This is a genomic window from Micromonospora sp. H61 (assembly GCF_018070325.1).
GTDB classification, from domain to species: Bacteria; Actinomycetota; Actinomycetes; order Mycobacteriales; family Micromonosporaceae; genus Micromonospora; species Micromonospora salmantinae.
The window spans coordinates 120620-143220 of record NZ_JAGPXY010000002.1 but is presented as its reverse complement, the minus strand read 5'-3'; the positions used below and the strand labels follow the sequence as shown (position 1 = coordinate 143220).

Sequence of the window (22601 nt, the reverse complement as noted above, 5' to 3'; positions counted from 1 at the left end):
TCTCCGATCGCAGGCACCGTACCCGCGACCGCAGCCGGGCGTAACCCCCTGCTCAGCGCTGGCCGGGGCGGTTCTCCCGAGGGTCCTGCTCGCGCTCGTCGTCGGGGCGTTCCGGCACCCGGCAGGAGCGCTCCAACCAGAGCGCGGCGCCGACCAGCGCCAGCGAGGCGAGCAGGCCCCCGCCGGCGGCCGGTCGATCGTCCAGGGCGGCACGGGTGGTCTCCACGAAGAGCCAGCCGGTGAGCCCCGCGTAGAAGCCCGCGAAGATCGCGGCGGCCAGCGCCGACGCCTTGGCCAACACCACGAAGCGGGCGACCAACAGCGGATTGACCGGCTCCCGACCCGGCTTGCGCTCGATCCGGCCCCGGGTGTTGACGGCGGCGTACGCCTCCAGCACGGCGAGCCCGGCCAGCGTCACCACCGGCAGCCAGGGCAGCCGGGGAATGCCGCTGTAGTAGAGGGTGCTGATCAGCAGCCAGGCCACCGCCGCCGCAGCCAGGCCGGCCACGACCAGGGTCGAGATCCGGGTGGGGCCCATCCGCGACCCGTCCGGGCCCGACCCGCGGGGTGGGGGCTTCGCCTGCGTCATGCCGGCCGGTTCCGCTCGGTCATGCCGTCGACTCTAACGCCAACTCCGGCCGGGGACGCAGTTCCAACGCGTCGTCCGCCGCCGGGCCGGTGGTCAGCAGGTCGGTCAGCCAGCCGTGACCGGGCAGCCGACCGTACGGCTGGATGTCGATCCACGGACGCAGCACGAAGGCGCGCAGGTGCGCCCGGGGGTGCGGCAGGGTCAGCTCCTCCTCGTCGCTGAACACCGGCTCGTCGTCGTCGCCCCAGACCGCGATCACGTCCACGTCGAGGGTGCGCGGCCCGAACCGCCGCTGCGGGTCGCGGACCCGGCCGGCCGCGCGCTCCGCGTCGCGGGCCCGCTCCAGCCAGTCGCGCGGGGTCGCGCTCTCGTCCTGCACGAGGACCACCGCGTTGAGGTACGCGGGCTGATCGGTGTCGCCCCACGGTGGAGTCTCGTACACCCCGGAGAGCACGAGCACCGCGTCGCCGAGGGTGGCGACGGCCGTGCGCAGGTGCTCCAGGCGGTCGCCCAGGTTGCTGCCGAGCGAGAGGACCGCCCGGGTCACCGGGTACGCGCCCGGGTCATGGTGACGGCCACGTCGGTGAAGGTGTGCGGCACCGGAGCCTCCGGCTTGTGCACGGTGATCGTCGCCGCGTCGACCCGAACGTCTGCCAGGCAGACCGCGAGGAGCCGGTCCGCGAGGGTCTCGATCAGGTTGACCGGCTCGCCGGTCACCACCGCCACCAGGCGTTCGGCCAGCTCGCCGTAGTGCACCGTTGCGGTGACGTCGTCGCTGGCCGCGGCCGGGCCGAGGTCCAACTCCAGGACGGCGTCGACCACGAAGTCCTGCCCCTGTTCGCGCTCGAAGTCGTACACCCCGTGCCGACCGCGCGCCCGCAGGCCGGTCAGCTGGATCCGGTCCGCCGTCATCGCCGTACCCCCTGCTCGTGATCGTCTTGCGTCCGCTTGCTGTCGTGCGGCGGCACGGCCAGGCGGGGGCTGCCGGTCGCCGCCCAGACGGCGAGCGCGTCGGCGGTGGCCTGCACGTCGTGCACGCGTACGCCCCAGGCGCCCGCGGCGACCGCCAGCACACTGGTGGCCACTGTGGCCGCCTCCCGCTGGGCGGTCGGTCGCGGCGTGCCGTCCGCGGCGGCGAGCAACCCACCGAGGTACGACTTGCGGCTCGCGCCGAAGAGCAGCGGGTAGCCGAGATCCAGCAACTCCGGCAGGCGGGCGCTGAGTTCCCAGTTGTGCGCGGCCGTCTTGGCGAAGCCGAGCCCGGGGTCGACGATGAGGCGGTCGGCCGCCACCCCGGCGGCCAGCGCAGTGTCGATCCGTTGGGCCAACTCGGCCCGGACGTCGGCCACCACGTCGGTGTAGGTGGCCAACTCGCGCATGGCACGGGAGTGCCCACGCCAGTGCATCAGCACCCAGGGGCAGTTCACGTCGCGGACCACCCGGGCCATGTCCGGGTCGGCCAGGCCACCGGAGACGTCGTTGACCACCGCCGCGCCGGCGGCCAGGGCGGCCTCCGCGACCCGCGCGCGGCTGGTGTCGACGCTGACCGCCACGCCGGCGGCGGTCAGCTCGCGGATGACCGGCAACACCCGCTCGGCCTCGGTCGCGGCGTCGATCCGCTCGGCGCCCGGACGGGTCGACTCGCCACCGATGTCGACCAGGTGCGCACCGGCGTCGCGTAGACGGACGCCGTGTCCGACGGCGGCGTCCAGGTCGGCGTACCGTCCGCCGTCGGAGAAGGAGTCCGGTGTGACGTTGAGGACGCCCATCACCACCGGGCCCGAAGCCCGCACCAGATCGGTCACGACTAGACGGTACCGGTCGCGGCGGCGGCGCCCAGCGACCCGGGTAGGCCCCGCACCACTGCCCCTGACGTGCCGATTAGAACAGGTGTACGATCGGTCATCCGGGCAGTATCGGGCAGCCCCTTCGCGGCTTGTCGCAATCCGGGGCGGCCCGTACGCTTTGGAATTGGCCAGCATCGAGATGGCGAAGCTTGGAGGGAGGGCCGAAGCGGGGGAAAACCGCCCAAACCTCGCCACCCTCCGTGGTGAGTAACGAACACAGGGTCAAGAACGCCATGCCCTGTGGAGCACTTTTCCCGCCAGGCTTGCCTATTGCACCGCCGCGGCACCGCCGGCCGCGCTATGGGGAGGTTCCAGTGATCGCCTTCGAGCTCATGGAGACGGCGTCGTCCGGCGTCGCCCACGCGCTCTCCACCCTGGCGTCGGCTCCACTCGCGGAGCCGGCACCGAAGGGGATCGACACCAACAGTGTCGTCACCTTCTTCGCCAGCAAGATCGCGCCGATCCTGCTCGCCGTCCTGGGCGTCATCTTCATCGGCCGTGCCAGCCGAGGCGAGATCTCCAAGGTGCTGACCAGCTCCGCGATCGCCATCGTCGGGCTTGCCTTCATCGCGGGCGCGGCAACACTCTTCTTCGTCGGCGATTACCTGATCGACCTGATCTTCGAATAGGCGCTTCACCAGATGCGGCTGCGCACCGACGACGACATCTACCGGGCCCGCCTGGTCTACCTCGGGCCGCCCGGTTACACCCTTCCGGTCCACCTGCCCTACGCCCAGTACGGGCTCTTCATGCTGCTGGTCCCCCTCTACATGTTCATCCACTGGCTGTTCACGTTGACGGTCGAGCTCTTCCCAGCCTGGGAGATCGCGCTCGCCATCGTGACCACGTCGTTCATCTTCCGGCACGTCGACCCCGATCGGCCGGCGCGGGTGGTCATCCGCACCGCGCTGACCGACTGGCGACGCACCCGGGAGCCGGCGGTCGAGCAGCGCGATCCGCGCCTGGTCGGCAGCCGGATCAGGATTAGGGAGGAGCTGGCATGACCGGACGTACGTCGAACGGTCCTTCGCAGGACGCGGGCAGGGGTTTGCCGACACTCGCCGAGGCGGTCGCATGAGCCGCTCCTCCACGCCGGGCTCCCCGGCCGGCCGCCCGGGCGCGCCGGCAGGTCACCGTGCGCACTCGTTCGACTACACCGAGGGCGAGGACGAGGTTGCCCTCGACCCCGCGCTGGTGACGTCGCCCGGCCATGGTGCCGTCGGCGTCTTCCAGGCACCCCGGCCGGTCCCTCGCCGGACGCCACCGGCCGAGCCCACCGCCGTGTCGGCCGGCGAGAACGCCGACATCGACTCCCCCTTCCTGGACCTCTTCGGCGGCGGGGGGCGACCCACCTCGCCACGAGCCGTCACCGCCGGCCCCAGCACCCGCGAGCAGCCGGCGATCCCGCATCAGCCGCCACCCACCGCCAGCCCGGCACCACCCCGCGCGGTTCCCGAGCTCGAGCCACCGTGGACGCCGGCCGACCCGCCCGGCAACGGTGGCCGACCCGTCGAGCCACGACACGGTGGCGGCCACCCGGCCAGCGAGTCCCGGGTGCCGCACCAGGCCGGCGATCGACGACCGATGCTGCGTCCGCCGGACGAGCCCTACCCGGCCACCGGCGGCGGGTCGCCGTCGGCGACCACCGGTTCCGTCCGCCGACCCGCCAACACCGTGCCGGGCAGCCGCCCCACAGCGACGTCGCCGGCCCGACCGGCGGCTCAGGCGCCGCCCCAGCCGGCGGCCGCTGCCGGCCGGTCCACGGCTCCGTCGGAGCAGCCGGCCATGATCACGGCTGCGGATCGGCCAGCTCTCGAACGTACGGCGCGCCGGGCCACCGAAGCGGATCGGCCCAGGAGCACCGGCACCGCGGCCACCGGCAAGGAGATCGCCGCACCCCGACAGCGCACGGCGAGCCGACCGGACCGACCGATCAAGCCGACCCGGGTTCGCGCTCCGAAGATCAAATTCGGGGATCGAGATCCGTCTGTCGAGCTGGCCATCACCGAGATCGCCGGCCACCTGACCTTCACGCCGAACACCGTCACCGCCTGGTACTGGCTGCCCGAGGTCCGCTGGGCGTTCCGGCCGGACGCCGAGCGCGAGGCGCTGCTGTCGGCGATCTCCGAGCAGTACGCCGGCCTGGCCGGCTTCCGACTGCACCTGCGCCGCACCACCCGGCCGTTCCCCGCCGACGAGTGGGCGCGCACCATCGACACGCACACCTCGGCGCCACTGCCCGATGTCCCCGGCACCACCGGCTGGGCCGACCACCTGGTCGCCGCCCAACGCCACCTGATGGCGGTCAACCACGCCGAGGGCCAGACCTACCTGGGTGTCACCTTCGCCCGGCGTTCCCTCGGCGACTCCCTCACCGAGCGGCTGCTGCGCACCTTCGGCCGGGGCACCGCCGATGGGGAACGCCGCAAGCTGGGCCGCACCGTGGAACAGTTCGACGAGGTGCTCGGGGCGTTCGGCATGCGCGGCCGGCGGGTCACCGCCCAGGAACTGGAATGGCTGCTCTACCGCTCGGTGGCGCTGTGCATGTCGCCGCCGAGCACCCTCTCCCCCGTCACCGACGGGCGCTGGGAGCGCGGCGACCTGCTCGCCATGACCGAGCAGGTCGAGCGCTACCGCACCCCGTACGGCTCGACGGTCAAGCTGGTCAACCGGATGACCGGCGAGGAGCGGCACGTGGCAGTGCTCGCGGTCGGCCGGATGGAGCCGCTGGAGATCCCGGAACGACACGAGCCCTGGCTGCACTTCCACGAGCGACTGCCGTGGCCGATGGAAATCTCCACCCGCGTCGACATCCTCGGCTCCGGCGACTCCTTCCGCAATCTCGAACACCGGCTGCGGATGATCCGCTCGCAACAGCTCGACTACGCCGAACACGGCATCGACGCGCCCCCGGAGCTGGAGCGACTGGCCAAGCGCGCCCTGGTGATCGGCGACGAGATGACCACCGGCCTGCCGGTCGACTCGGCCCGTGCGCACGGCTGGCACCGGATCGCGGTCGGCGGCCGGACCAGGGAGGAATGCCTGGAGCGGGCCCGCCGGCTCATCCAGCTCTACTCCCGAGAGCTACGCATCTCGCTGCAGCACCCGAAGAACCAGGACTGGCTGGCCCGCGAGTTCATCCCCGGCGAGCCGATCGCCAACACCGGCTACGTGCGCCGCATGCCGGTGCCGTTGCTCGCCGCCGCGCTCCCCCAGGCCGCATCCAACGTCGGCGACCGGCGGGGCGACCTGATCGGCCGAACCGCCGGCACCTGCCGCCGCCCGGTCTTCCTCGATCTGCACTTCCCCATGGAGGTCCGGGAACGCTCCGGGCTCGCGGTCTTCGTCGCCGAACCGGGCGGTGGCAAGTCCACACTGCTCGGCGCCCTGGGCTACCTGGCCGCCCGCCGAGGTGTCCAGGTGACCCTGCTCGACCCATCCGGCCCGTTGGCCCGCCTCTGCGCGATGCCCGAGCTGCGGCCGTACTCCCGGGTGTTGAACCTGACCGGCTCGGAGCACGGCACCCTGGCGCCCTACTCGCTCATCCCGACGCCGCTGCGCTCCGAGTTCGGCACCGGGGCCGCCGGCGACCGGGAATTCGAGATCGCGGTCTCCAACGCCCGAGCCGAGCGGCGGATGCTGGTCCAGGACATCTGCATGATGCTCGTTCCGCCGCAGGTCGCCAGGGAGGCGTCGACCGCCACCCTTTTCCGGCACGCGGTCCGCCAGGTCCCCGCCGAGGAGACCTCCACCCTTGACGACGTGGTGAGCTGCCTCGGGCGGCTCGACGACGACGCCGGCAAGGAACTGGCCAACCTCCTGCTGGACACCGCCGAGATGCCACTGGCCATGCTCTTCTTCGGCCGACCGCCGGAAGGGCTGCTCGGTGCCGACGCGGCACTCACCGTGATCACCATGGCCGGGCTACGGTTGCCCGACCTCAAGATCGAACGCGAGTACTGGTCGGCCGAGGAAGCACTGGCCCTGCCGATGCTGCACACCGCGCACCGGCTCGCCGTCCGGCGCTGCTACGGCGGCTCGATGTCGTCCCGCAAACTCGTCGGCCTCGACGAAGCGCACTTCATGGAAGGCTGGCGGTCCGGGCGCTCCTTCCTGGTCCGACTCGCCCGCGACTCCCGCAAGTGGAACCTGGCCGCACTGGTCGCCTCCCAGAACCCCAAAGACATCCTCGGCCTCGACGTGCAGAACCTCGTCTCCACCGTCTTCGTCGGTCGCATCGCCGAGGACGCCGAGATCGCCTCCGAAGCGCTACGGCTGCTGCGGGTGCCGGTGAACGACGGGTACGAAGCCACCCTCGCCTCGCTCTCCGCCGCCGACACCAGCTCGTCCAGCCGGCTCGGCTTCCGCGAGTTCGTGATGCGCGACGTCGACGGCCGGGTGCAGAAGGTTCGCGTCGACGTCTCGTACGTCGAAGGGCTGCTGGACCACCTCGACACGACGCCCGCCGCGATCGCCGCGGCGGCCGGAGTCCTGCCGAGCATCCCCCTGCCGGATCTGGAGGCGTGACATGGCTAGGGCCTGGGCAAGGACTGCGTCGTTCCTGCTCGCCCTTGGCGTACTGGCCGGGGCCACCCTCACCTGGCCGCTGATCGGTGCAGAGGCCGCAGCCGCCGCACCGCCCGCCGCCCAGGCCCGCGCCGACCTCTGCACGACCGCCGAATGGCAGGCCGACTTCCGCGCCTGCGTAGCGAAGCTAGAAGCGGTCGCCGACGACCAGGTCACCTGCCGCAACGCACCAACCCCGGGTACGCCTGACTCCGGGCTCGCCGGCTGGTTCGCCGCCGCGCCGCCGACGGAGGCTGCGAATGGAGTAGCTGGTCGGTACAGCCTCTATGGCTACGGTGGCTACAGCTATAACACCTATGATGTCGACGGTGGCTGCGCCTCAAGCGTGCTTCATCCGGACTACAAGTTCACCACGACGATCGCCAATGGCGAGTTCATGGCCGCCACGGCGATCATCGGCGCATCAAATGCGCTCCGAGAGCGCGCCTGGGACCCCGGTTCGATGTGGGGATGGGCTGACCCGCTTGTCGAGCAGGCGACCAAGGCCGTGTACCAGAAGGTGTTCAGCGTCTTCGGCATCGTCACCCTGTGTGTGGTGGGGCTCTACCTACTCTGGCGGTCCCGCCAGTCAGACATGAGCAATGCGATGACCACCGCGGGCTGGGCGCTGCTGGTGATGGTCGCGGTCACGGCACTGGCCGCTTGGCCGGTCAAGTCAGCAAACATCGCCGACGGGGCACTTGTCACCAGCCTCGGAGTGGTGCATGACGCCGTTGGGCCGCAGGCTAAGGAGCCGGACCCGGGGCGGTGCATCGATCCTGACCGCTGCAAGGACCTACGAGCCCCTGCCGTCCGAGCAAGCGACACCGCTACCGAGACAATGCTGTACCGGAACTGGCTCCGGGGAGTGCTCGGCTCGGCCGACAGTGAGACCGCCCGTAAGTACGGTCCGGCACTCTACGACGCGAAGGCACTTTCCTGGGAGGAGGCCGAGAAGCTACGCGCCAACCCGGCCACTCGGCCAGCGACGATCAAGGCAAAGCAGCAGCAGTGGGCGCGGGTGGCCCAGCAGATCAAGGCCGAGGATCCAGAGGCGTACGAATATCTCCAGGGCATACGCGATATGGATCGGGTCGGCGCAGGGTTCATCGCCGTGCTCGCGGCCCTACTATTTGCGATGTTCGACCTGACCGCGTCGCTACTGGTCCTGCTGGGTTTCCTGATCTTCCGGTGGGCGGTGATCGCGGCACCCATCCTGGGCACCATCGGTCTACTGCGGCCGGCCAGCGCCGGTCTGCGGCGGTTGGCGAACGCTGTGGTCGCCGCGCTGTTCAACATCGCCATCTTCGGCACCGGGGCAGCCATCTACCTGTTCGCCGTCGATCTGATCATGGGTACCCCCACCATGCCGGGTTGGCTTCAGGTGGTGCTGGTGTGGCTCTGCGGGGTGGTCGGATGGCTGCTGCTGCGGCCGTACCGGCGGATCACCCAACTCGGCGGCAAGGACAGCAGCGAAGCGGTCAGTTCGGCCGGGTCCTGGCACCGCCGGTTCTTCCGCGACATGCGGACCGCCGCACGGCTGGACGTAGCCGAGCCGGGCGGCACCGCCGAACCGGTGGGCGGACGTCGACGGTCGCCCGAAGCAACGCAGACCCGGCTACGTCCCGAGGCGCGGCGGGAGGACCCGGCTCCGGTTCCGACCGCTAGGGCCGAGGGCCGGCGCGCAGACGCGGTGCGCCCCGACGGTCGAGAGCGGCCCGACGAGGCGCTGGCGGAGGAGGACAGAGGTCGGAGCCGCCCAACCGCTCCGCAGCCTCGACGCCGACAGCCAGCGACCTGGACCGAGCCGGATGTTCCGGCTGAGAATCCGTCGTTCGTGGTCTACCGCCCGGGCTCAACCGAGCGTGTACCGGATCGCACCGGACCTCGGGTGCGATCAGAGGCGAGGTGACGGTCATGCGACGGGCGCTGGAATTCCTCTTCACCCGGGCGCTGCGGTCCCGGTTGGGCGTTGCGCTGGTGATCGGGGTGGTGGTCGTTGGTGTACTCGGGGCGGCCAGGCTGATCTCCAACCCGGGCGATTCAGCCGATGGGTTGAGTAGCCGTCCGGATGGGCCGATCATCACCGTGGACCCGACGGCCGGCGATGACGGCCTGCTCAACAGCGCGGCTCCGCCGTCACCCGTGACGTCGCCCGGCGCCCGCACGCCCGAACAGACCGCCGACCGCTTCGCCAAGGCATGGCTGGGCCGTCCCGGGATGACCACCGAAGAGTGGCAGGCTGGTCTGCGGCCACTTTCCACGCCGACGCTGAGAGAGAAGTTGACCGGCGTCGAACCCGAGAGCGTGCCGGCCGAGAGGGTCACCGGTCCTCCAACCATGCGAGGGCGGACCGAGACGTTCGTCGAGTTGCTGCTTCCCCTTGATGCCGGCGGGCTCCGGTTGGAGCTGGTCACCTCCGATGACGGTTGGCTGGTCGACGTTCTGGACTGGGAGCGGCCATGAGCGACGTTGGTAGCGCCAAAACCCGCCGGGGTCCGCTCCGGCTCGGTGTGGTCGCCTCGGTCCTCACCGGGATGCTGCTTTTGCTCTGCTGCACCGGCGGCACCGCGGCGTTCTTCCTCACCGGGCTCGGAGGCGACGACGCCGAGAACGGCGACACCATGGCAGGCATGGAGTGCGGGCCGGTCCGAGCGGTAAACATCGCCGGCAAGCTGCCGCGATTCGCCCAGTACGGCGACACCCAGGTCCGCAATGCCGCGATCATCATCAAGGTCGGCCAGGACATGGGCGTACCTTCGCGAGGTTGGGTGGTCGCCCTCGCCACCGCGATGCAGGAGTCCGCCCTACGCAACCTGGCCAACAGCGGCGTACCCGAGTCCCTGGCTCTGCCGCACGAGGGCGTTGGCGCGGACCACGACTCGCTGGGCCTGTTCCAGCAGCGGCCGGGGTGGGGCACCGTCGCCGAGCGGTTGAACCCCGCGTACGCGGCCCGCAAGTTCTACGAGAAGCTCGTCAAGGTCGGGAGTTGGCAGCAACGACCGCTGACCGTGGTCGCGCAGCGGGTCCAGGTCAGCGCATACCCGGACGCGTACGCCAAGCACGAAGAGGTGGCCAGCCGGATCGTGGACGCGCTGGCCGGCGGCGCGGCCCGCACCGTCGAGATCAACGGCAAGGCGGTGTGCAACGCGGCCGAGCGCGGCCAGATCGCTGCCTCCGGCTGGACCGCACCGATCCCCGGCGGAGTCGGCTCCGGTTTCCGCACCGCCAGCCGACCCAGCCACAACGGAGTCGACATCGGCGCGGCCAAGGGCACCGAGATCCGTGCGGCAGCGACCGGCCGGGTGCTGGTCTCCACCTGCGACGAGGACCGCCGCGGCCGACAGGACTGCAACGTGGACGGCTTCCCCGGCAAGGGTGGCTGCGGCTGGTTCGTCGACCTGCTGCACGCCGGTGGCTACATCACCCGGTACTGCCACATGGTGGTTCAGCCCTTCGTCAAGAAAGATCAGGTCGTGACGGCCGGTCAGGTGATCGGCAAGGTCGGCAGCAGTGGCAACTCCTCCGGTCCGCACCTGCATTTCGAGGTGCACCTGCGCAACGACCGCAACGCCTCCGGCGCGGTGAACCCGGTCCCGTTCATGCGCGAGCGGGGTGCCCCGCTGCGCGCCGCTGAGTGAGGCCACCACGGGTATGACCGGACCGTTACCCGACCCGTTCGCCGACCAGCCGGACTGGGCACCGCAGCCGCCGAGACCGCTGACCATCGTCCCCGCGACGGAGCGGATCGAGCTACGCGGTCGACGGGTGCTGGTCGGGCTGCCCGGGATGGGTTGGCGCGGGGACCTGCGCGCGGACGACCGGGTGGTGCAGAGTGCCCGGACCTACGTGCCGGTGATCCCCGAGCACGAGTGGTACCGGGCCGAAGCCGACCAGGTCGAGGTGTTCGCGCCGTTGGTGCCGGTGGAGCGGGTCTGGGTGGAGACGGTCGGCAGCCGTCCGGGAGTGGACGACGCCCGGGACACGGGCATCCGCTTGGTCTCGCTGGACGGCCCGGCACACCGGACCCCCACACCGGTCTTCGAAGCGGACGCGGTCACCGGTCGGCGGGTGGTGCACGTCGAGGGTGGCCTGGAGCACCGTGACCTTCGAGCGGTCACCGAGACCTACTCGGGCGCCGAAGGCGACATCTGCGTGCGAGTCACACCCGAGGTGGAGTGGTACCGCTGGGCCTGGCGCGGCCAGTCGCCCACCACCTTGGAAGTTCCGGTTCACCTTTTATGGATTGAGTGAAAATCAGCCTAGCTTCAGGCCGCCACAAACGCGCCAGCCCTCCTGCTTTACAACGTCGAACCGCCAGTTATCCGTCAGGCTTTGCGGTACGCCATCCACAGTGGCACTGCGCCGGATTGCCGTCTCAACGGAGGCGGTATCACCATGGGATTCAACGTCAAGGCTGCCCCAGCTAACGAGAATGGTGACGCTGAGTTCTTGCTCCCGTTCGAGTAGATCGGTTCGCAGAGCGTGTAACGCCTCCAACTGCGACCCGCTCTCGCAAGTGAAGAGGTCTGCTCTTACGTCATTGCGATCCACGAGGAACGCGCGCAGATAGTTGTCCACCACCACGTCTGGCGTGCTGCGGTCGGGCGTTGAGGCGCGGTTGTACCAAACCAGGGCGGTGGCGACCCCGCCGAGGCAGAGCAGCGCGAGCACGCCCGCGACGACGGTGAGCACCGTCCGCATTCGACGGCGTGGCGGCTGCGGTGCCGGCGGTGCCGGGGCGGGCGGCAGCTGCTCCGACGGTGTCCGCTGGGCCGGTACGCGGGAGACCTGGGAACCGGCGGGGGGCTGCACTGATTCCACCTCCTGAAGTTATCGGCTGGACGCTCCGGAGCCAATGCCTCAGATCCAGCGGATCGTGACGGACCCCTTCCCCACCGGTGAGATCCACGACAACACCGTCGCAGCGCCGAGGCACCTCCCGGAGGAGGACCGTCGGCTGGGATACCGTCTCTGCTTGGGGAGGGGTTGCCAACCTCGGGTAGAGGGGGTGGACGCGGTGGCCGGTCCGAAGGCTCGCACGAACCGCGCCGCAGCCCTGCACCGTCGGGCGGCGGCCGTCGCGACAGCGGCTGCCGGCATCCTGGACGAGACGCGGCCGGCTCCGGCCGATCAGCGCCGCCAGTACGAGGTGGCCGATCGGTTACGGACGGCTGCGGCCCTGCTGGCACCGGGCTGGTCGGGCGCGGCACTGGACTCGCTCACCGTGGACTCGCCGGCGGGTGATGGTCCGCCGCCGTTCGTTCGGGTCGGTACTGCGGCGCCGTTGGACGACGCTCGTTTCCCCGCGTTGGTGCCACTTGTCGGCACCGGTCACCTGAGCGTGGACGCTGACGCGCGGGAGCCGCGGGTGGCGGGTTTGCTCCGGGCCGTACTTTTGCGGTTGTTGGGTGCGGCACCGGCGGGTGCCCTGCTGATTCGCGCGGTGGATGCCACCGGCGCGGTGCTGACGCCGTTCGGGGCGCTGGCGGATGCTGGCCTGTTGCCGCCGCCGGCGGTGGACGTGGCGGGTCTGCGCGCGGTGCTGACCGAGGCGGAGCAGTGGGTGACGCCGGGGGCGAGTGGGCGACGCCGTCACGATCGGACGCTGCTGCTGGTGGTGGCCGCGCTGCCGGAGTCGACCGGCCCGACCGATCTGGCGCGCATCGAGACGTTGGCCGAGCAGGGGCCGGCCGCTGGGCTGCACCTGGTGGTGGCGGGTTGGCCGCCCGCCGGCCCGTACTCGGCCCGCGCACCACTGCCGCACACCACTTCGCTGGCGCTGCGGAATGCGTACGCGCTGCTCGGCGATCCGCCGGGGGCGTCGTTCGCGGGGCCGGGTGCCGATCCGCCGGGCGGGTTGAACTCGCCGGTCTTCGTCGAGTCGGACCCGCCGGCCGAGCTGGTCGACGCGGTCTGTCGGCGGCTCGCCGAGCAGGTGGAGGCGGGTTCCCGGTTGGCGTTGGGTGCTCTGCTGCCGCCGACGGGCGAGCGACTGTGGGAATCGGATTCGGCCGACGGGCTGACCACTACCGTCGGCGACGCCGGGGGCCGGTCGGTGCCGCTGGGCTTCACCGAGTTGACCCCGCACTGGCTGGTGAGTGGCCGGTCTGCGGCCGGCCGGGCGGCGTTCCTGACCACCGCGCTACTCGGCCTGGCCGCCCGGTACGGCCCGGACGACCTGGCGTTCTACCTGGCGGATCTCGGCGACGGCGAGTCCTTCGTGGAGTTCTTGCAGACCGAGCGGGACCGGTCGTGGGTTCCGCAGGTGCGCGCGGCAGCGATGGCCGCCGACCGGGAGTACGTCCGGGATCTGCTGGACGAGTTGACGGCCGAGGTCCAGCGCCGCACGGAGGCGGGCGTTCGGGCCGGGGGGCAACGCTTCGCGGAGCTGCGTCAGCACCAGCCGCTGCCCCGGATCGTCTGTGTGGTGGACAATGTGCCGCTGCTCTTCGCCGAGCGGGACCGGCTGGCCGCCGAGGTGGCCGCGCAGTTGGACGGGCTGGCCCGGGCGGGTCGGGCGTACGGCGTGCACCTGGTCCTGGCGGGGGCGGGCGAGTTGGGGCTGAGTGCGCGCGCGGATGCTGGTCATCGGGATTCGGTGCTTGGGCAGTTTCCGGTACGGGTGGCGCTGCCGGGTGGCAGTCCGGTGTTGGAGCCGACGAACGACTCGGCCGCCGGTCTACCGGTGGGCAGTGCGGTGGTGAACACGGCCGGCGGGCTCGGCGGCCCACGGGGTGCGATCCGGGGTCACGAACGGTTGATTCGTCACCCGGACCCGCAGGATCATCCGGAGGTCGTGGAGAAGCTGCGGCACGAGTTGTGGGAAGCCCGTCCGGCCGGGTCGGTGCCGCCGGTGGTCTTCGCGGGTTACGCCCGGCCGATGCTGGCCAACGATCCGCGCCACCGGGCGGCCCTGGCGGGACAGGCGCACGGACCGGCCGCCCTGTTGGGCCGGGCGGTGGATGTGGCCCGCTCGACGGTGGCCGTGCCGTTGGGGCCGGCGGCCGGGCGCAACCTCGCGGTGCTGGGGTCGGGCGCCGCGGCGGGCGGGCTGTTGGCGACGGCGGCGCGGAGCACGTCGGCTCACCACACTCCGGGCAGTGCCCGCTTCCTGGTGTCGGCACCGGATCCGGGCGCCCGGGCCTTGGCGGAGGCGTTGACGGCCGATCTGGCGACCCGGCATTCGGCCGAGTTGGTGGATCTGCCGAGGCTGCTCGCGGACGCGGCCGAGGACCTGCCGACGTACCTTGTGGTCTTCGGGTTGGACCGGCCGGGTCCTCGGGAGCTTCCGGTGGACCGGCTGCGGTCGATCCTGCGGGACGGGCCGCCGGCGGGGCGGCATCTGTTGGGCTGGTGGCGTGCGGTGCCGCCCTTCGCCGCGTTGTTCGAGCCGGCGGGCGAGGTCGACAAGCTGGCGGCGGTGGCCGTGCTGGACGTGCCGGTCGCGCAGCTCACTGCGGTCTTCGGTCGGCAGGTCGAGTGGCAGGTGCGCTCCGACCGGGCGGTGCTCTGGGACGGCCCGGACGAGCGGGGCACCGTCCTGGTGCCGTTCGCCGACGAGGCCGGCTGATCGGGTGGCGCGGGTGGAGGGTGTCGGGGTGGATCCGATCGCGACGGTGACCGGGCCGGGGCGGCAGCGGGCAGCTGCGGCGACCGGGGACGCGACGCCGCGGGCGGTCGAGCCCAGCGCTGCCTGGACGGAGTATCTTGCGGCCGCCCGCCAGTTGGACGGGGTACGCCGGGGCGCGGCTACAGCTGCCGGTGAGCAGGCCCGGTCGGCGGAGGCCGCCCGGGAGGAGTTGACGGTGGTCCGTACCGGGCTGGCGAGTCAGCAGGAACGGCTGCGCGAGTTGGCCGTACCGGCGATCTCCCTGGTGCCGTCGCCGCCGGAGCTGACCGAGGCGGCCCGGTCGATGGCGGGTGGCCCGGCGGCCGTTTTGGCGGCGCTGCGGACGGCGCGTGGTTGGGCCGAGGCGGCGGACGCTGCGCTGGCCGCGCGCCGCCGGTTCCGGCCCGGGTCCTGGCCCGCGCGGGCGCGCAACCTCCTGGTGTACGGGCCGTTCGCGCTGCTGGTGCCACTGATCCAGGTCGTGGTTCTGGCGACGACGGGGGTGGGACCGGCCACTGTGGCGGCGTTGATCTGCGGGCTGCCGATGCCGGCGGTCGCGTTCGTCGCCGGTTGGATCGGCATTGGCCGGTTGTTCCGGGTCAGCCCCACCGAGCGGCTCGACCGTACGGTGCGTTTCGGCGCGCTGGTGTGCCTGGTGCCGGCGGTGCTGGCCACGGCCGGCCTGCTGTTGGCGCTGCTCGCCGGCTGACCCGTCGGGCCGGAAGGCCGCCCGGCCGGAACGACGCCGGGCGGGTGGGGGAAACGCAACGGCCGGCCGTCCCGGATGGGTGTCGGCCGACCGTGGTGCGTCGGGGTGTCAGCGGGGGATGATCAGCGCCATCGCCTCGGCCCGCGACTTGGAGTCCGACTGCAGGATGCCGCGTACGGCCGACGTGATGGTCTTGGCACCGGATTTCTGGATGCCGCGCATCGCCATGCACATGTGTTCGCATTCGAGCACGACGACGACGCCGCGTGGTGCGAGTTTGCTCATCAGCAGGTCGGCGACCTGCGACGTGAGCCGTTCCTGCACCTGCGGACGACGGGCGAAGACCTCGACGAGTCGGGCCAACTTGGACAGGCCGGTGATCCGCCCGTCGGGGCCCGGGATGTAGCCGATGTGCGCGCTGCCCCGGAAGGGCAGCAGGTGGTGCTCACAGAGGCTCATCACGTCGATGTCCCGGACGATGACCAGCTCTTCGTGGTTGGCCTCGAAGGTGGTACTGAGCACCTGGGCCGGGTCGACCCGCAGGCCGGCGAAGAGTTCGGCGTACGCACGGGCGACCCGGGCCGGGGTCTGCTGGAGTCCGTCGCGGTCCGGGTCCTCGCCGACCGCGATCAGGATCTCGCGGACGGCTTTCTCGATCCGGCCGAGGTCGACCGCGTCCTCGACGGGGCGGCCGGTCAGTTTGCCGCTGATCAGCCGCGCGGCCACGTAGTCCAGCTCGTCGTCGCCGTCGGGTCGTTGCTCAGTGCGTGCCGTCCGAGTTGTTGGACGGCGCGACGCCGCCGACCGACGCCTGCGCGCCGTCGGCCTGGGCCTGCGCCTTGAGCTTGTCCTTCTCCGCAGGGGTGAGCACGGGCGGCTCGGTGGAGGGCTGGCGCTTGCCGAAGCCGTTGTACGGCGCCAGCGGCGGGCGCTTGACCACCCGGGAGCAGATCCGCGCCATGTCGGCCGTGGAGAGGGTTTCCTTCTCCATCAGCTCGAGCACGATGTTGTCCAGGACGTCCCGGTATTCCACCAGGATCTCCCAGGCCTCGTCGTGCGCCAGCTCGACCAGTGCCCGCATCTCGCCGTCGATCTCGGCGGCCACCGAGTCCGAGTAGTCCCGCTCGTGGCCCATGTTGCGGCCGAGGAACGGCTCGTCCCCGCTGGTGCCGTACTTGATCGCGCCGAGCTTGGAGCTCATGCCGTACTGGGTGATCATCGCGCGGGCCAGTTGGGTGGCCTTCTCGATGTCGTTGCCGGCGCCGGTGGTCGGCTCGTGGAAGACCAGTTCCTCGGCGGCGCGACCGCCCAGCGCGTACGCCAGGGTGTCGATCATTTCGGCGCGGGTCTGGGTGTACTTGTCTTCGGTCGGGAGCACCAGGGTGTGGCCCAGCGAGCGGCCACGGGACAGGATCGTCACCTTGTGCACCGGCGCGGCGTGCGGCAGCGCCCAGGCGACCAGAGCGTGACCACCCTCGTGGTACGCGGTGATCTTCTTTTCGTTGTCGCTCATGACGCGGGTCCGCCGCTGCGGACCGGCGACCACCCGGTCGATCGACTCTTCCAGCGAGTCGTTGCTGATCGCCCGCTGCTCCTTGCGAGCGGTGAGCAGGGCCGACTCGTTGATCACATTGGCCAGGTCGGCGCCGCTGAAGCCCGGCGTACGGCGGGCCACCGCGTCGAGGTCGACGTCGGGCGTGAACGGCTTGCCCTTGGCGTGCACCCGCAGGATGGCCTTGCGGCCCTCCATGTCGGGGGCGTCCACCGGGATCTGCCGGTCGAACCGGCCCGGGCGCAGCAGCGCCGGGTCGAGGATGTCCGGCCGGTTGGTGGCCGCGATCAGGATGACTCCGCCCTTGGTGTCGAAGCCGTCCATCTCGACGAGCAGCTGGTTGAGCGTCTGCTCCCGCTCGTCGTGGCCGCCGCCCATGCCGGCGCCACGGTGCCGGCCGACGGCGTCGATCTCGTCGACGAAGACGATCGCCGGGGCGTTGGTCTTGGCCTGCTCGAACAGGTCACGGACCCGGCTGGCGCCGACGCCGACGAACATCTCCACGAAGTCGGAGCCGGAGATGGAGTAGAAGGGCACGCCGGCCTCGCCGGCGACCGCGCGGGCCAGCAGCGTCTTGCCGGTGCCGGGCGGGCCGAACAGCAGCACGCCCTTCGGGATCTTGGCGCCCAGGGCCTGGTACTTGGCCGGGTTCTGCAGGAAGTCCTTGATCTCGTACAGCTCTTCGACGGCCTCCTCGGCACCCGCGACGTCCGCGAAGGTCGTCTTCGGAGTGTCCTTGGTGATCATCTTGGCCTTGGACTTGCCGAAGTTGAGCACCCGGGAGCCGCCGCCCTGCATCTGCGACATGAAGAACAGCAGCAGGAGCACGAGCAGCGCGATCGGCAGCAGGTTGACCAGCAGGCTCACCCAGATGCTGTCCGAGGAGACCTTGGCGTCGGCCGGGCCGGTGACCCGGTTGTTCGCCTTGGCGTCCAGCACCTCGTTCCAGATCTCGTCGCCGACCTGGTACGGGAACTGGGCCTCGATCTTGTTGGTCTCGGTCTTGCCGAACTTGGTCTTCTGGGCCAGGTCCAGCTGGAGCGTCTGCTCCTTGTCCTGGAAGACCACCTTGTTGATCTTGGCGGTGTGCAGTTGATCGAGCGCAACGGAAGTGTCCACGCGGTGGTAGCTGGGACCACTGGTGAACAGCTGACTGAGCACAACGGCGCCGAGGATGACCAGGATGATCCAGACCACCGGTCGGCGGAAGAAACGCGTACGTTCCATACTGTTGTCGAGCGCCGGGGCGCCCGCATCCTCCTGATCGACGTCCTGACCGTCTGATGGTGTCGCCGCGTTGAGCGGCGGCCGGGGCCGCCGTGCGGGCCAGCCTCGACCCCGAGGCGCGAAAACTACCGCGCCGCGGTCATTCGACGGTACACCGTGCACGCGAGGAGTGAGCTTGCGAGCCCCGCAGTCGTGCACCATCAAAGACCGCGTACGGGTGGAAGCCGGCGTGGCGGGGAGTCCGGCTCGGCCACCCGAGCGCCCGGTCACGCGATCGAGAGGGTCGAGCGCGGAGAAACCTCCGGGCCACCGTGCTACACGGTAACCGCATCAGCTGAGAGCGCGCTGAACGTCGGCTTGATGGATGCCGATGCAAGTAGGGCTCATGTCGACCGGTGGGCCACCGTGCCGGGTCGGGCCCGACGTCAGGAGCGGGCGTAGACCTCGGGCTTGAGCACCCCGACGTACGGCAGCTCCCGGTAGCGCTCGGCGAAGTCGAGGCCGTACCCGACCACGAACTCGGTGGGGATGTCGAAGCCGACGTACTTCACCGGGACCGGCACCTTCACCGCGTCCGGCTTGCGGAACAGGGCGACCACCTCGACGCTGGCCGCCGAGCGCGACTCGAGGTAGCGCAGCAGCCAGGAGAGCGTGAGCCCGGAGTCGACGATGTCCTCGACGACGACCACGTGCCGACCGGCGATGTCCCGGTCCAGATCCTTGAGGATGCGGACCACCCCGGAGGATGTGGTGCCCTGGCCGTAGGACGAGATGGCCATGAAGTCGAGCTCCGCCGGCGGGCCGTTGCGGCCCAGCGCCCGGGCGAAGTCCGCCATGAACATCACCGCGCCCTTGAGTACGCACACCAGCAGCAGCCCGTCACCCACGTGGGAGTAGTCGGCGGAAACCTGCTTGGCCAGCTCCGCCGTCTTCTCGCGGATCTGCGCCTCGGAAATGATCACGTGGTCGATGTCGGCGTCGTACCAGGAGCCGTCAGCCATGACTCCTAGCCTGCCGTACGTCGGATGGCCCCCGTCGGCGGGGCCGCACCTTTTGGCGCGGTCCCGCCGAGGATTTTCCGGGCAAATAACGCTAACGACATCAGTTGGTGCGTGACCGCCAGCGGCGGCCATCGTCGCTCGGCTTCCAGTCGGCCGAATCGTGGCTGTCGACGGTGAGGCCGGCCGCCGAGGCGGCGGCGAGGAGGACGAGGAACAGGAGGATGAACAGGAACTCCATGGCGGCGCTCGCTTTCGCATGATTGCTGTCGGTTTCGCCGCCGGTGCGCACCGGACTGAGATCAGTCTGCGACCTCACGAAGCGACCGGACAGTGGCAGGAATGCCATCGGTCATCGATTTACTGCCACCTGTCGGGTTACCCTCGTCACATGCTGCGGTCCGTTGCCGTCCTCGCCCTCGACCAGGTCGCTCCCTTCGAGCTCGGCGTGCTCGCCGAGGTGTTCGGCACCGACCGGACAGCCGACGGTTTCCCCGCCTACCGCTTCCAGGTGTGCAGCCCGGACGGCGCTCCCGTGCGCACCTCGTCCGGCTTCCACCTCACCCCGCACGCCGACCTCGGCCCGGTCGACGAGGCCGACCTGGTGGCCATCCCCGCGCACAGCCAGGGCACCACAGTCCCCGGCCCGGTGCTCGACGCGCTCCGCCGGGCCGACGCCCGCGGAGCGCATCTGTTCAGCGTCTGCTCCGGAGCCTTCCTGCTCGGCGAGGCCGGGCTGCTCGACGACCGCGAGTGCACCACCCACTGGCGGTACGTGGACGAGCTGCAACGCCGACACCCGCGCGCCCGGGTGCGGTGCAACTCGCTCTACGTCCAGGACGGCCGGTTGCTCACCAGCGCCGGCACGGCGGCCGGCATCGACGCGTGCCTGCACCTGATCCGCCAGGAGCACGGCTCGGCCACCGCGACCCGGCTGGCCCGGCGGATGGTGGTCCCGCCGCACCGCGACGGCGGTCAGTCCCAGTACGTCGAGGCGCCCATCCCGAAGGCGCCCGAGGCACCCACCCTCGAACCGGTGCTCGAGTGGCTGATGGGTCACCTGGACCGGACGATCACCGTGGAGGAGTTGGCCGCCCGCGCCGGCATGGCGCCCCGCACGTTCGCCCGCCGGTTCCGCGCCGAGACCGGCACCACCCCGCACGACTGGCTCACCAACCAGCGGGTGCTGCTCGCCCGGCGGCTGCTGGAGGAGACCCCGTTGAGCGTGGAGGCGGTCGCCGACCAGTCCGGCTTCGGCGACGCGGCCGCCTTGCGCCACCACTTCAGTCGCCGGGTCGGTGCCACCCCGCACAGCTACCGGACCACCTTCCGGGACCGGGCGCACAGCGGCTGAGACCGGCCGGGCAGGTCAGGTGGGGCGCACCGAATCCAGTCGGCCGTCTCGGCGCAGCACCCGGACACCGCCGGGCAGGTCGGCCGGGCCCTGACCGTGCCAATCGGTCACCAGGGCGTCCAGGGCGGCGACGTGCCGGTGCGACAGGGCAGCGGGCAGCGCGCCCAACTCGCGGGCCCAGGAGTGCAGCACCCGGCCGCGTACGGCGGGAACCAGGCCGAGCAGCGCCGGCACGGACAGCCCTCCGTCGGGGCACCGGGCCGCCGCCAGCGCCGTCCCCGCCAGCTCGTCGAGCGCGGCGTTGTCGGCGGCCACCAGCCGGGCGGTACGCGCCAGGTTGTCCACCACGCCCGGCCCGAGCGCCCGCACCAGCGCCGGCAGCAGGTCGCCGCGCACCCTCGAGCGGGCGTACGACGGGTCGCTGTTGTGCGGGTCCTGCCACGGGCTCAGCCCGAGCACGGCGCAGGCGGCGCACGTCTGCTCCCGGCCGATCTCCAGCAGCGGGCGCAGCAGTGGCACCCCGCCCAGATCGCGTCGGGCGGGCATCCCGGCCAGCCCTCGTGGGCCGGCGCCCCGGGCGAGCGCGAGCAGCACCGTCTCCGCCTGGTCGTCCCGGGTGTGCCCGGTGAGCACCGCGACGGCGTTCTGCTGCCGGGCCGCCTCGGTCAGCGCCTGGTAGCGGGCCTCACGGGCAGCCGCCTCCGGCCCGCCGGGACGCCCGGCCACCTCCACCCGGACCACAGTCGCCGACGCGAACCCGACACCTCGCCCCCAGGTGGCCACCGCCTCGGCGCGCTCCGCGGAACCGTCCTGCAAGCCGTGGTCGACGGTGACGAGCGTCGCGTCGCGGCCCAGCCGCGGCGCCACGAAGACGGTGGCCGCCGCGAGCGCGAGCGAGTCGGCACCACCGGAGCAGGCGACCAGCACCGGACCGCCGGACGGCAGACCGGTCAGGGCGCGGCGGACCGCCACCCGGATCGCGGCCACCGACGGAGCGAGCGCGGCCACCGGCGGGTGGTCAGCCAGCGGCCGGGATGGTGCCGGCCGGGCCGTGCACCCGGGCGACCCAGGCGTCCGGGTCACCCAACTCCGACAGGCGAGGCAGGGTCAGCGGCGAGTTGAAGATCGAATTGAACCCGTCCATGCCGACGCGTTCCACCACCCCGTGCACGAACTTGCGTCCCTCGGCGTACTGGCGCATCTTGACGTCCACCCCCAGCAGCCGGCGGATCGCCTTCTCCAGCGGGTTGCCGGCCTCCCGGCGTCGGTTGAACGACGCCCGGATCCGCTCCACGCTCGGGATCACCTGCGGGCCGACGCCGTCCATCACGAACTCGGCGTGCCCCTCCAGCAGGGTCATCAACGCGGTGAGCCGGTCCAGTACGGCCCGCTGTGCCGGGGTCTGCACGATGTCCAGCACGCTGGTGCGGCTCTCCGGGTCACGGACCGCGTCGGACAACGTGGCCACCCCGCGCCGCAACCGCTCGACCAGGTGCTCACTTCCGCTGGACGAGGCGTCGACGAACGCCTGCACCTCGCTGAGGAAGTAGGCCCGCATCCACGGCACGGCCGTGAACTGGGTGCGGTGGGTGACCTCGTGCAGACACACCCAGAGCCGGAAGTCCCGAGGGTCGGCGCCGAGCTTGCGCTCCACCTCGACGATGTTCGGTGCGACAAGCAGCAGCTGGCCCGGGTCGGCCGAGAAGACCTCGTACTGGCCGAGCACCCGGCCGGAGAGGTAGGCCAGCACCGTCCCCGCCTGCACCCCGGTGAGCCGGGACCCGATCGCCTCGGTCAACGCGCCCGGTTGCTTGTCGCCGGAGAGCCGACTCACCAGCGGTGTGATCACCTCGCGGAGACCGGCGATGTTCGTCGCGGCCCAGTCGCGGCGATCGACCACCCGGACCGGCGGATGCGACACCTGCGCCCGCAACCCCGTGTAGTCGGCCACGTGCCCGGCCGCCTCGTCCGTCAGCCGACGCAGGTCGCCGACCACGTCGGTGGCTTCCGCGTACGACACGCGGGGGCCAGACTTGCTCAACGCCCCCGCGGTGGCGGCGGCCAGATCCCAGTCCACGAACTGCGCCATGAACCCACCGTACCCGCGCCGCGACACCCCGGCCCGGGCTCGCGCCCTCGATCGACGC

The 22601-nt window shown here is 71.3% G+C and carries 21 protein-coding genes; 10 read left to right on the top strand and 11 right to left on the bottom strand.

Going from position 1 to position 22601, the window contains the following annotated elements; genetic code table 11:
- Positions 1 to 52: 52 nt before the first annotated feature.
- From KBX08_RS02155 to folP, 4 genes are read right to left on the bottom strand one after another with little or no spacing between them, the layout of a single operon-like run.
- Positions 53 to 589, bottom strand: coding sequence for a DUF3180 domain-containing protein (locus KBX08_RS02155; RefSeq protein WP_210780816.1), 537 nt, complete (start codon positions 587 to 589; stop codon positions 53 to 55).
- Between the two features lie 19 nt (positions 590 to 608).
- Positions 609 to 1136 carry a 2-amino-4-hydroxy-6-hydroxymethyldihydropteridine diphosphokinase gene (folK, locus tag KBX08_RS02150; protein ID WP_210780815.1) on the bottom strand — a complete coding sequence of 176 codons (528 nt, stop codon included), beginning with the start codon at positions 1134 to 1136 and terminating at the stop codon, positions 609 to 611.
- Positions 1133 to 1501: a dihydroneopterin aldolase gene (folB, locus tag KBX08_RS02145; protein WP_210780814.1), complete on the bottom strand. Its 369-nt coding sequence runs from the start codon at positions 1499 to 1501 to the stop codon at positions 1133 to 1135. Before folB ends, folK begins: the two co-directional genes overlap by 4 nt.
- Positions 1498 to 2394, bottom strand: a complete 897-nt coding sequence (gene folP / locus KBX08_RS02140; protein ID WP_210780813.1) for a dihydropteroate synthase — start codon at positions 2392 to 2394, stop codon at positions 1498 to 1500. The genes folB and folP overlap by 4 nt, the downstream gene beginning before the upstream one ends.
- A 356-nt stretch (positions 2395 to 2750) precedes the next feature.
- Between folP and KBX08_RS02135 the strand changes: the two genes are divergently transcribed.
- The 7 genes from KBX08_RS02135 to KBX08_RS02105 all read left to right on the top strand — a co-directional run bounded on the left by KBX08_RS02135 (position 2751) and on the right by KBX08_RS02105 (position 11256).
- Positions 2751 to 3065, top strand: a complete 315-nt coding sequence (locus KBX08_RS02135) for a hypothetical protein (protein WP_030327982.1) — start codon at positions 2751 to 2753, stop codon at positions 3063 to 3065.
- A 12-nt stretch (positions 3066 to 3077) separates the two neighbouring features.
- Positions 3078 to 3440 (top strand): hypothetical protein, encoded by a 363-nt coding sequence (locus KBX08_RS02130; RefSeq protein ID WP_053654782.1) that lies wholly within the window; start codon positions 3078 to 3080, stop codon positions 3438 to 3440.
- Positions 3441 to 3510: 70 nt separating this feature from the next.
- Entirely contained in the window at positions 3511 to 6963 is a 3453-nt protein-coding gene (locus KBX08_RS02125) for an ATP-binding protein (RefSeq protein ID WP_210780812.1), read from the top strand.
- A 1-nt stretch (position 6964) separates the two neighbouring features.
- Entirely contained in the window at positions 6965 to 8914 is a 1950-nt protein-coding gene (locus KBX08_RS02120; RefSeq protein WP_210780811.1) for an MFS transporter, read from the top strand.
- Positions 8911 to 9468: a hypothetical protein gene (locus KBX08_RS02115; protein ID WP_210780810.1), complete on the top strand. Its 558-nt coding sequence runs from the start codon at positions 8911 to 8913 to the stop codon at positions 9466 to 9468. The genes KBX08_RS02120 and KBX08_RS02115 overlap by 4 nt, the downstream gene beginning before the upstream one ends.
- Positions 9465 to 10643: a M23 family metallopeptidase gene (locus KBX08_RS02110; RefSeq protein WP_210780809.1), complete on the top strand. Its 1179-nt coding sequence runs from the start codon at positions 9465 to 9467 to the stop codon at positions 10641 to 10643. The genes KBX08_RS02115 and KBX08_RS02110 overlap by 4 nt, the downstream gene beginning before the upstream one ends.
- 13 nt (positions 10644 to 10656) lie before the next feature.
- On the top strand, positions 10657 to 11256 hold the full coding sequence (locus tag KBX08_RS02105) for a hypothetical protein (RefSeq protein WP_210780808.1): 600 nt from the start codon (positions 10657 to 10659) through the stop codon (positions 11254 to 11256).
- 3 nt (positions 11257 to 11259) lie between these two features.
- Here KBX08_RS02105 and KBX08_RS02100 read toward each other — a convergent pair whose 3' ends face one another.
- Entirely contained in the window at positions 11260 to 11817 is a 558-nt protein-coding gene (locus KBX08_RS02100; RefSeq protein ID WP_210780923.1) for a hypothetical protein, read from the bottom strand.
- A gap of 196 nt (positions 11818 to 12013) precedes the next feature.
- On the opposite strand from KBX08_RS02100, the gene KBX08_RS02095 reads away from it, so the two are divergent.
- Positions 12014 to 14575, top strand: a complete 2562-nt coding sequence (locus tag KBX08_RS02095; RefSeq protein ID WP_210780807.1) for an FtsK/SpoIIIE domain-containing protein — start codon at positions 12014 to 12016, stop codon at positions 14573 to 14575.
- Between the two features lie 28 nt (positions 14576 to 14603).
- On the top strand, positions 14604 to 15323 hold the full coding sequence (locus KBX08_RS02090) for a hypothetical protein (RefSeq protein WP_210780806.1): 720 nt from the start codon (positions 14604 to 14606) through the stop codon (positions 15321 to 15323).
- A 108-nt stretch (positions 15324 to 15431) separates the two neighbouring features.
- Here KBX08_RS02090 and folE read toward each other — a convergent pair whose 3' ends face one another.
- From folE to KBX08_RS02070, 4 genes are all read right to left on the bottom strand, one after another.
- Positions 15432 to 16049 carry a GTP cyclohydrolase I FolE gene (gene folE, locus KBX08_RS02085; RefSeq protein WP_112674389.1) on the bottom strand — a complete coding sequence of 206 codons (618 nt, stop codon included), beginning with the start codon at positions 16047 to 16049 and terminating at the stop codon, positions 15432 to 15434.
- 34 nt (positions 16050 to 16083) lie between these two features.
- A complete protein-coding gene (ftsH, locus tag KBX08_RS02080; protein ID WP_210780805.1) occupies positions 16084 to 18102 on the bottom strand; it encodes an ATP-dependent zinc metalloprotease FtsH in 2019 nt (672 codons plus the stop codon).
- Positions 18103 to 18527: 425 nt separating this feature from the next.
- Complete coding sequence (hpt, locus tag KBX08_RS02075) at positions 18528 to 19103, bottom strand: hypoxanthine phosphoribosyltransferase (RefSeq protein WP_210780804.1); 576 nt, start codon at positions 19101 to 19103, stop codon at positions 18528 to 18530.
- 100 nt (positions 19104 to 19203) lie between these two features.
- On the bottom strand, positions 19204 to 19449 hold the full coding sequence (locus KBX08_RS02070) for a hypothetical protein (protein ID WP_210780933.1): 246 nt from the start codon (positions 19447 to 19449) through the stop codon (positions 19204 to 19206).
- A gap of 42 nt (positions 19450 to 19491) precedes the next feature.
- Here KBX08_RS02070 and KBX08_RS02065 point away from each other — a divergent pair, with 42 nt between their 5' ends.
- Entirely contained in the window at positions 19492 to 20454 is a 963-nt protein-coding gene (locus KBX08_RS02065; RefSeq protein ID WP_203121473.1) for a GlxA family transcriptional regulator, read from the top strand.
- Between the two features lie 15 nt (positions 20455 to 20469).
- On the opposite strand, the gene tilS is transcribed toward KBX08_RS02065, so the two are convergent.
- A complete protein-coding gene (gene tilS / locus KBX08_RS02060; protein WP_210780803.1) occupies positions 20470 to 21462 on the bottom strand; it encodes a tRNA lysidine(34) synthetase TilS in 993 nt (330 codons plus the stop codon).
- A gap of 10 nt (positions 21463 to 21472) precedes the next feature.
- A complete protein-coding gene (locus tag KBX08_RS02055) occupies positions 21473 to 22543 on the bottom strand; it encodes a zinc-dependent metalloprotease (RefSeq protein ID WP_091403614.1) in 1071 nt (356 codons plus the stop codon).
- Positions 22544 to 22601 lie beyond the last annotated feature (58 nt).